This is a genomic window from Streptosporangium sp. NPDC005286 (assembly GCF_040607515.1).
GTDB lineage: Bacteria > Actinomycetota > Actinomycetes > Streptosporangiales > Streptosporangiaceae > Streptosporangium.
The window spans coordinates 38,010-45,740 of record NZ_JBEXGU010000065.1; the positions used below are offsets into that span (position 1 = coordinate 38,010).

A 7,731-nucleotide genomic window follows, 5' to 3' on the forward strand; every position below is an offset into this window, starting at 1 on the left:
AGCTGGCACGCGATCAGTAGCTCAAGACAGCGAGTCGACTTCCCCAGGGAATTTGCAGTCTAATTTCTCAACTGAAGCCCTTCCTCTCGCAAAGAAACTTCATGCCGGATCGCCTGCAGGCACGTGCTAGGTACGCTGCATGATCGTGCCTTCAAAAACACGAGTTCCTCACAAAGACGAGGCTTTACTTCCGGAACAGGACGGCGATTCTCTTGAGATTCCCCACCCTCGCAGCGGGGAGGAGCAGTCCGACTCCTCCCCTTCGGAGGAGGTGGCAGTCGTCACCGACGAGCAGGAGGTCGAGGTATGCGACTCCTGCATAGAGGGCCATCGCTCCGAGATGGAAGTTCTCGATGCTAAATACACAGCACTGCGCATGATCCCCATATCGGACAGCAATGACTGCCTTTGCTGGTTCAAGCAGTCACAAGACATCGAGCTGACTGCGCTTGCCTTAGCTGCAACCGCGCGATATATGGCTAAGCAACTTGCGGCAACTCGACAGGAAACACTTTCCTCAGTTCTGCAGGCGTATGCAGGGTCGTGGCTTATGGCAGATGCGCTTCGTGAAGACAAGCCGATTTCGGAGTAACTAGCGCCGGAAGCCGCCAAGAGCGAGAAGGGCCCCCGTCGACGACGGGGGCCCTTCGTGTTCGGTGGTCTCGCTCCCCCCTCCGAAGGAGAAGGCCACCGCTCCGACCGGACCCCGGGTAACGCCGGGCGCGCGCATGTCCGGCGAAGTCAGCACCTGCGGAGCGTCTCGTTGTAGACCACCAGCAGGAAGTGAGTGCGGATCACGGCCGGGTCGATGCCCATCTCCTCAGCGAGCTGGAGCGCGGCCGGCGACAACTCGAAGGCGGCGATGTTGCCGCGGCCCAGCACCTTCCGGGCGGCGACGACCATGCGGTCGTACTCGGAGTGAGGGATCGGCTCCATGCGGTCAGCCTAAGCCGACTAACCCATGCTTGACCATGCGTAACCTTGGTTATCCGTGAGTATCTACGCTCACCCATGGTTCGTACGGTTCACTCGTGATGATCGAGTGGCGGGAGAACGCGCCGAAGTGGGTCCAGGTGGCCGAGGTCCTCAAGGCCCGCATCGCGGACGGCACCTACCGGCCAGACACGCGGCTCCCGTCACAGCATGAGATGGTCCGAGAGTTCGACATCGCGCCGAACACCGCCCAGAAGGTCCTGACCAAGCTCCGCGGGGAAGGTGTGGCCTACTCTGTGCCCGGCGTCGGGACGTTCGTCGCCGCACCCGCCGATCAGTAGCCAGACGCACGAGAGTCCCGGCGCCGTGCGGGCCGGGGCTCTCGCCTGTCGGAGGTGGGGTCAGGATCGGACGAAGTTCCACGTGCCGTCGGCCCGGACCGTCAACAGCATCGCGCCGTCAGGAAGAAGGACCTCTCCCTTCCAGCTCCCGATCTCGTTAACGAGCCCCTCGGTGCCGTTCTCGGCATAGGAGTCGACGATGAAGTTCGAGCTCCCCGAATGGCGGGCCTGGACGGTCGTCAGTCCAGAGCTTGGCGGGTCCAGCTTGAGCACCTCATCGCCGCGGCCCGACACCTTGGACCCAGCCCATGGGCGAGCCATGGACACGGGCTTGAGGCGAAGCGTCCAGGACCCATCAGCTTGGATCTTCAGTCCGCCTGCCTCGGTGCCGTTCTCCACGTTGAAGATGGTGGTGCCCTTGTAGTTGCCGATCTCGTTGATGATCGATCCCTGCTGGCGCCCTGGGGGTCGATCGGGCTGACGATGAAGTTAGAGCCGCCGGAGTGGGTGAAGCTGGCCAGCCATACAGCGTCCTTGTCTGCGGCCTTCAGCCGGATGACCTTGGCGCCAGCGCCGCGGAAGGACAGCGGCTTTCGCTCAGGCTCAGCTTCCGGCGTGGGGGTGCTTTCGTCGGCCGGCTCGGTGACGGGCTCGATGCTGGTTGCGCTGGTGGCTGGCGCAGGTTGGTTGGTCGAGAGCTTCGACGATGGGGCGCAGCCTGCAACCGCCGCGCCAGCGAGAACAAGAGCCAGGGCGATTGGGGACATTCTCCACATAGTGACTCCTGGTGAGATGTTGGGGGCGGAGAGTAGACGCCAATGGTCAAGGAAGGGTTGTCCGAAGAGCGGCGAACCGGGGCAAGCCAAGTACCTGTCCATACACCTGTCCGTGATAGTCCGTGCCCCTGTAGGCCAATATGGAGGCAGAGGGCCGCACCCCTACCGTCAGACCGTGCGCGAGATTGATCATGATGCCGAGACGCCCGTCTACCGCCAGGTCGCTGACGCCATCCGGCAGGACATCCAGACCGGCCAGTTCCAGCCGCGCCGCCCCCTGCCCTCCGAAATTCACCTGCAGCAGCGCTTCGGAGTGGCCCGCGACACGGTCCGAAAAGCGATCAGCCACCTCGCCTCGCTCGGCCTGGTGCGCACGGTTCCCGGCCGCGGAACCTACGTTCGGGCGCCAGAGGTCACCGTGATCGCTCCGGAGCCGGGCATGCGCATCATCACACGGCCCCCCACGGACGCCGAGAGGGCGGAACTGGGCCTCAAGAGGGCGTCTGGGTCCTGGTGGCCGAACGGGCCGACGGAGGCGTTGAGGTGCTCCCTGGGGACGCGGCCGAGATACGGCTGGAATGGCGAGAGGTCCCCGCGGTGGAGCGGGGGCCTCTGCCCGGCCGCGAGGCGAGGGCGACTCCCCTGCGCGGCCGTACCGGGACCCTACGGGGTGTCGCTATTGCGGTCTACTCCTTGGTCTGTATCGGTCGGGTCTCTTGTCTACGTAATGTGACGGGCCGCGAGTTCCATGATCGTGCGCATCTCATGCGCAAAGATCTTGGAAAACGCTGACTCACACTGACGCACGCTGAAACATGACGTGTTGCATAACTGCAGGTCAGAGCCTAGATCGACCCTTTGACCAGCAGCGCCACGCACTCCACGTGGTGGGTCATCGGGAAGGCGTCGAAGGCGCGCAGGTCGGCGAGGCGGTAGCCGCCCTCGGCGAACCAGGCGAGGTCACGGGCCAGGGTGGCCGGGTCGCAGGAGACGTACACGATCCGAGTGGCCTCAAGAGTGGTCACGCGGTCGACGACGTCGCGGCCCAGACCCGCCCGGGGCGGGTCGACGACGACCAGGTCCGCGCGCTCGATGCCGAAGCGGTCGAGGGCGCTCTCCACCCGCCCCCTGGCGAAGCGTGCCTGGGGGAGGTCACGGAGGTTACGCTCCGCGTCGCGGACGGCGACGGACTCGGACTCGACGCCGAACACGGCCCCCTCGGGGCCGACCGCCTCGGCGAGCCCGGCGGCGAACAGGCCGACGCCGCAGTAGAGGTCGAGGGCCCACTCGCCCGGCCGCGGCGCGGCGAACTTCAGGACCGCGTCGAGCAGGGTGGCGGCGGCGCCGGGGTGGACCTGCCAGAAACCGCTGCCGGTGACCTGGAAGTCGCGCTCGCCGACGCGCTCGACGAGATGGTTGCGGCCGTGGACGACCCGGCTGCGGCCCTTGCCCTCGTCGACGAAGACGGCCACGCTCGTGTCGAGGTCGGGTACGGCCACCGTGCGCCGGGGCTTGGGGGCGATCACGACCGCCTGGTCGCCGGTGGAGGAGGCGATGACCTCGACCGAGGAGGCGTTGCGCCAGTTCATCACCTCGGCGCCGACGTTCTCGACCTCGGGGTGGGCGATCAGGCAGGCGTCCACCGGCTCGATGTCGTGGGAGCGGTGGCGGCGCAGGCCCAGCCCGCCCTCACGGTCGACGGCGAACTGGACGCGGGTACGCCAGCCGAGACCGTCGGGGGCGCCTGGGACCTCCTCGACGACGCCCTTCCAGTCGATTCCGCCCAGACGCTTGAGCTGCTCGGCCACCACGTCGGCCTTCAGGCGGCGCTGGGCCTCCAGGGAGGCGTGCTGCCAGTCGCAGCCGCCGCAGCGGCCGGGGCCCGCGAACGGGCAGGGCGGGCTCACCCGGTCGGCGGAGGGCTCCAGGATCTCGACGGCGTCGGCCCGCAGGAACCGGGAGGTCTCCTCGGTGATCTCAGCCGTGACGCGCTCGCCGGGCAGCGCGTGCCGCACGAAGACGACCCGGCCGTCATGGCGCGCGACACACCAGCCACCGTGCGCAACCGGTCCCACCGTCAGTTCGATCATCATGGCCGTCGCCCCCAGAGAATTCGTCGTCGGTCGAGCCTCCTTGCGGTCAGGAGCGCATACGAAAGGTTATGCCTTGACGTCCTCGTCCCGGGCCGCCTCCCGGCGGGGACGGCGGACGGCGCCCGGCGCGAGAGGCTCGGGGCGGCCCTTGAGCCGGTCGGAGGAATGAAGCTGCCAGGGCACGCTGATGACCATCACGCCGGGCTGGAACAGCAGGCGGCCCTTCAGCCGCAGCGCGCTCTGGTTGTGCAGAATGTGCTCCCACCAGTGGCCGACGACGTACTCGGGGATGTAGACGCTCACCACGTCGCGGGGAGAACGGCGGCGCAGCGACTTGACGTACTCCAGGATCGGCCGGGTGATCTCGCGGTAGGGCGAGTCGAGCGTCTTCAGCGGCACCGGGATGCCGCGCCGCTCCCACTCCTCCTGCAGCTCTCTGGCCTCCGCGCCCTCCACGCCCACGGTGATCGCCTCCAGCTTGGAGGGACGGGTGGCGCGGGCGTAGGCGAGAGCACGCAGGGTCGGCTTGTGGATCTTGGAGACCAGGACGATGGCGTGGTTGCGCGCGGGCAGTATCGACTCGTCCACCACCGAGTCGTCGGCGGCGAGTTCGCGGGCCACGTTCTCGTAATGGCGGTGGATGCCCTTCATCATCAGGAACAGCACCGGCATGGCCACGCAGACGATCCACGCCCCGTGGGTGAACTTGGTGAGCAGCACGACCACCAGCACCACACCGGTCATGACGCCGCCGAAGAAGTTGATGGTCCGCGAGCGGTACATCTGGTGGCGGACCTTCGGGTCGGTCTCGGTTCTCAGGTGCCGGCTCCAGTGCCGGACCATGCCGATCTGACTCAGCGTGAACGACACGAAGACGCCCACGATGTAGAGGTTGAGCAGGCGGCTGACGTCGGCCTCGAAGCCCCACAGCAGCAGGCAGGCCCCGGCCGCGAGGATCACGATGCCGTTGGAGAAGGCGAGCCGGTCGCCCCGGGTGTGCAGCTGGCGGGGCAGGTAGCGGTCCTGGGCCAGGATCGAGCCGAGCACGGGAAAGCCGTTGAAGGCGGTGTTGGCGGCGAGGAACAGGATCAGCGCGGTGACGGCCGAGATGACGAAGAAGGGCAGCGAGCCGTTCCCGAAGACCGCGTCGGCGACCTGGGAGATGATCGGCTGCTGGTAGTAGCCGGGCCCGGCGGGCCGCCCGTCGATGAGCACGTCGCGGAAGGCGACCGCGGGGTCGGCGACCTTGACCCCCGAGGCCAGGCCGAGAGAGATGATGCCGACGAACATCGTCACCGCGACCAGGCCCATCATCAGCAGCGTGGTCGCGGCGTTCTTGCTCTTGGGCTTGCGGAAGGCGGGCACGCCGTTACTGATCGCCTCGACACCGGTGAGTGCGGCGCAGCCGGTGGAGAACGCGCGCAGGATCAGGAAGGCCGCCGCGAAGGAGGTCAGGTTGGACTGCTCGGCGACGATCTCGTACTCGGCGGTGGGCGCGTGCAGCTCGTCACCGAGGACGAGCACTCGGAAGCTTCCCCACACGATCAGGCCGAGGACGGCGAACATGAAGGCGTAGGTGGGGATCGCGAAGGCCGCGCCGGACTCCCGGATACCACGCAGGTTCACCAGGGTCAGCAGGACGACGATGGCGATCGCGACCAGCGGCTTGTGCTCGGCGACGTAGGGGATGGTGGCCCCCACGTAGTCGACGCCGTTGGCGACCGACACCGCGACGGTCAGCACGTAGTCGACCATCAGGGCGCTGGCGACGGTCAGACCGGCGTTCGGGCCGAGGTTGACCGTGGCGACCTCGTAGTCGCCGCCCCCGCTGGGGTAGGCGTGCACGTTCTGCCGGTACGAGGCGACGACGGTGAGCATCACCACCACGACGGCGACGGCGACCCAGGGGCTGAAGTTGTAGAAGGAGACTCCGGCCAGCGAGAGGATGACGAGGATCTCCTGCGGGGCGTAGGCCACCGAGGAGAGCGCGTCACTCGCGAAAACAGGTAGTGCGATGCGCTTGGGAAGCAGCTGCTCGTGTAACTGTGTGCTGCGTAGCGCACGCCCGATGAAAAGGCGTTTGACAAGGTCCGTCACCTTCGACACGTCTGCTGATGCTAGTCGCTATTACCCGGCTGCACTCACGCGGCGCTCCTGGGGGCGCCATACTGGCTGAATACATTGGGAATCAAGATCCGCCTCACAGCGACCGGCGGGGGAGCATGCATATCGTGATCATGGGGTGTGGCCGGGTGGGTTCGACTCTGGCGCACATTCTTGAGGACAGCGGCCACTCGGTCGCGATCATTGACCGTGACCCGCAGGCGTTTCGCCGCCTGCGGGCCGGGTTCCGGGGTCGCAGGGTCACCGGGATCGGCTTCGACCGGGACGTCCTGGAAGAGGCCGGCATCGAGGCCGCGGGCGCCTACGTGGCGGTGAGCAGTGGCGACAACTCGAACATCATCTCCGCCAGGGTCGCCCGCGAGACGTTCGGCGTGGACAACGTCGTGGCCAGGATCTACGACTCCCGGCGCGCCGAGGTCTACCAGCGGCTGGGCATCCCCACGGTGGCCACGGTCCGCTGGACCGCCGACCAGATCCTGCGCCGCGTCCTGCCCGAGGGTGCCGAGCCGCTCTGGCGCGACCCCAGCGGGCGCGTGGTGCTGATCGAGGTGGCCTACCATCCCGGCTGGATCGGCGCCCCGGTACGGAGGCTGGAGGAGGCCGCGGGAACCCGCCTGGCGTTCATCAACCGGATCGGTGAGACCCTGCTGCCCAAGAACGACTCGGTGGTGCAGGAGGGGGACGTACTGCACGTCATGGCGGTCGAGGCGGACATGGACCGTATCAACAAGGTGCTGTCCGGAGCGCCGGAGGAGGGGCACTGATGCGCGTCACCATCGCCGGTGCGGGGGCGGTCGGCCGGTCGATCGCCGCCGAACTCCTGGAGAACGGCCACGCGGTCCTGCTCGTCGACATCGACCCCAAGGCCATCAAGATCGACACCGTGCCGCGGGCGGAGTGGCTGCTCGCCGACGCCTGTGAGATCTCCTCGCTGGACGAGGCGGGCCTGGCCGACTGCCACGTGGTCGTCGCGGCCAGCGGCGACGACAAGGTCAACCTCGTGGTGTCGCTGCTCGCCAAGACGGAGTACGGCGTGCCGCGCGTGGTAGCCAGGATCAACCACCCCAAGAACGAGTGGCTGTTCAACGAGTCGTGGGGCGTCGACGTGGCCGTCTCGACCCCGCGCCTGCTGAGCGCGCTGGTGGAGGAGGCGGTCAGCGTCGGCGACCTGGTGCGCCTGATGACCTTCCGCCAGGGCCAGGCCAACCTGGTCGAGCTCACCCTGCCCGAGGACGCGCCGGTCGTCGGCCACCGTGCCGGCTCGGTGCCGTGGCCGAACGACACCGCCCTGGTCGCGATCCTGCGCGAGGGCCGGGTGCTGGTGCCCACCGCAGACGACCCGCTGGAGGCCGGCGACGAGCTGATGTTCGTGGCCAGCCAGGAGGTCGAGGAGGAGCTGGCCGAACTCCTGTCCCCGCACCGCGCGCCGCGCTGAGCGGAAAAGGCTTCGGACCGGTATGCCGG

General features: G+C 67.5%; 10 protein-coding genes. 5 read left to right on the forward strand and 5 right to left on the reverse strand.

All coding sequences use genetic code 11. The features are described 5' to 3' along the window. The first annotated feature begins 139 nt into the window (after positions 1 to 139). Entirely contained in the window at positions 140 to 592 is a 453-nt protein-coding gene (locus ABZU75_RS23470) for a hypothetical protein (protein WP_355557879.1), read from the forward strand. Between the two features lie 149 nt (positions 593 to 741). Here ABZU75_RS23470 and ABZU75_RS23475 read toward each other — a convergent pair whose 3' ends face one another. Then, entirely contained in the window at positions 742 to 936 is a 195-nt protein-coding gene (locus ABZU75_RS23475; RefSeq protein ID WP_355557882.1) for a hypothetical protein, read from the reverse strand. 98 nt (positions 937 to 1,034) lie between these two features. On the opposite strand from ABZU75_RS23475, the gene ABZU75_RS23480 reads away from it, so the two are divergent. Continuing rightward, positions 1,035 to 1,274: a winged helix-turn-helix domain-containing protein gene (locus tag ABZU75_RS23480; RefSeq protein WP_355557898.1), complete on the forward strand. Its 240-nt coding sequence runs from the start codon at positions 1,035 to 1,037 to the stop codon at positions 1,272 to 1,274. Positions 1,275 to 1,334: 60 nt separating this feature from the next. On the opposite strand, the gene ABZU75_RS23485 is transcribed toward ABZU75_RS23480, so the two are convergent. Both ABZU75_RS23485 and ABZU75_RS23490 read right to left on the reverse strand, forming a co-directional pair. Continuing rightward, a complete protein-coding gene (locus ABZU75_RS23485) occupies positions 1,335 to 1,673 on the reverse strand; it encodes a hypothetical protein (RefSeq protein ID WP_355557885.1) in 339 nt (112 codons plus the stop codon). Positions 1,674 to 2,096: 423 nt separating this feature from the next. After that, positions 2,097 to 2,399, reverse strand: a complete 303-nt coding sequence (locus ABZU75_RS23490; protein ID WP_355557904.1) for a hypothetical protein — start codon at positions 2,397 to 2,399, stop codon at positions 2,097 to 2,099. Here ABZU75_RS23490 and ABZU75_RS23495 point away from each other — a divergent pair. Then, positions 2,295 to 2,783 carry a GntR family transcriptional regulator gene (locus ABZU75_RS23495; protein WP_355557901.1) on the forward strand — a complete coding sequence of 163 codons (489 nt, stop codon included), beginning with the start codon at positions 2,295 to 2,297 and terminating at the stop codon, positions 2,781 to 2,783. The two genes, ABZU75_RS23490 and ABZU75_RS23495, sit on opposite strands and share 105 nt — an antisense overlap. 112 nt (positions 2,784 to 2,895) lie before the next feature. Here the strand turns inward: ABZU75_RS23495 and ABZU75_RS23500 are convergent, their stop codons facing one another. Both ABZU75_RS23500 and ABZU75_RS23505 read right to left on the reverse strand, forming a co-directional pair. Further along, on the reverse strand, positions 2,896 to 4,143 hold the full coding sequence (locus ABZU75_RS23500; RefSeq protein WP_355557888.1) for a class I SAM-dependent RNA methyltransferase: 1,248 nt from the start codon (positions 4,141 to 4,143) through the stop codon (positions 2,896 to 2,898). A gap of 66 nt (positions 4,144 to 4,209) precedes the next feature. Beyond that, on the reverse strand, positions 4,210 to 6,249 hold the full coding sequence (locus ABZU75_RS23505) for an APC family permease (protein ID WP_355557890.1): 2,040 nt from the start codon (positions 6,247 to 6,249) through the stop codon (positions 4,210 to 4,212). A 116-nt stretch (positions 6,250 to 6,365) separates the two neighbouring features. Here ABZU75_RS23505 and ABZU75_RS23510 point away from each other — a divergent pair, with 116 nt between their 5' ends. Both ABZU75_RS23510 and ABZU75_RS23515 read left to right on the forward strand, forming a co-directional pair. Next, positions 6,366 to 7,031: a TrkA family potassium uptake protein gene (locus ABZU75_RS23510; RefSeq protein ID WP_355557893.1), complete on the forward strand. Its 666-nt coding sequence runs from the start codon at positions 6,366 to 6,368 to the stop codon at positions 7,029 to 7,031. Beyond that, entirely contained in the window at positions 7,031 to 7,702 is a 672-nt protein-coding gene (locus ABZU75_RS23515; protein ID WP_355557895.1) for a TrkA family potassium uptake protein, read from the forward strand. Before ABZU75_RS23510 ends, ABZU75_RS23515 begins: the two co-directional genes overlap by 1 nt. Positions 7,703 to 7,731 lie beyond the last annotated feature (29 nt).